The sequence below is a fragment of the Hydrogenophaga electricum genome (assembly GCF_030160815.1).
GTDB classification, from domain to species: domain Bacteria; phylum Pseudomonadota; class Gammaproteobacteria; order Burkholderiales; family Burkholderiaceae_C; genus Hydrogenophaga; species Hydrogenophaga electricum.
The window spans coordinates 1-927 of sequence record NZ_BSPB01000144.1 but is presented as its reverse complement, the minus strand read 5'-3'; the positions used below and the strand labels follow the sequence as shown (position 1 = coordinate 927).

Annotated in this window: 2 protein-coding genes; both read left to right on the top strand. The window is 68.3% G+C overall.

The features are described 5' to 3' along the window. Positions 1–684: MotA/TolQ/ExbB proton channel family protein (locus tag QQK43_RS23185; protein WP_284309641.1), on the top strand; the 684-nt coding region annotated here is incomplete at its 5' end. A 34-nt stretch (positions 685–718) separates the two neighbouring features. Then, positions 719–927, top strand: a 209-nt coding sequence (locus QQK43_RS23180; protein WP_284309640.1) for an ExbD/TolR family protein, incomplete at its 3' end; no start/stop codon positions are given.

Here is a 927-nt window from a genome sequence, read left to right as displayed (position 1 = left end):
GATGCCGTCACGCGCTGCGTGGCCGCCGTGCTGCTGATCATGTCGCTGACCACCTGGGTCATCATCCTGCTCAAGGTGCTGGACCAGCGTGCCCAGCGCCGCCAGGCCCGCGCCTGCGAGAGCTTCTGGCACAGCGCCGACTTCGCCGAAGGCATGGACAAGCTCGGCTCGGAGCCGGGCAACCCCTTCCGCAACCTCGCCCTCGAAGGCCGCGAAGCCGCACGCCACATCGTGCACAAGGAAGGCAGCGCGCCCCAGCTGCACGACAGCCTGGACGTCAGCGACTGGATCGAGCGCGGCCTGCGCCGCAGCCTGGACGACCACCTGGCGCGCGCCCAGGGCGGCCTCACGGTGCTCGCCTCCATCGCCTCCACCGCCCCCTTCGTGGGCCTGTTCGGCACCGTCTGGGGCATCTACCACGCGCTGCTGGGCATCGGTGCGGCCGGCCAGGTCAGCATCGACCAGGTCGCCGGCCCCATCGGCGAGGCCCTGATCATGACGGCCCTGGGCCTGCTTGTGGCCATCCCCGCGGTGCTGGGCTACAACGCCCTGGTGCGCGCCAACAAGGCCATCACGCACCAGCTCAACCGCTTTGCGCACGACCTGCACGCCTACTTCGTCACCGGCGCGCGCGTGGGCAGCGCCGGCAGCCCGGGCAAGGTCCTGCCCATGAAGAAGGCCTGAGGCCACACCGCCCGAGCGTTCAAGGAGAACACCCATGGCCATGGCCACCCAGGAAGACAGCGACCAGATGCTCAGCGAGATCAACATGATCCCGTTCATCGACGTGATGCTGGTGCTGCTGATCATCTTCATCATCACCGTGCCGGTGATCAAACACGCGGTCAACATCGACCTGCCGCGCGCGAGCAACCAGAAGCTGCTGGACAAGCCGGAGAACGTGCGGCTGTCGGTGGACGCCGAGGG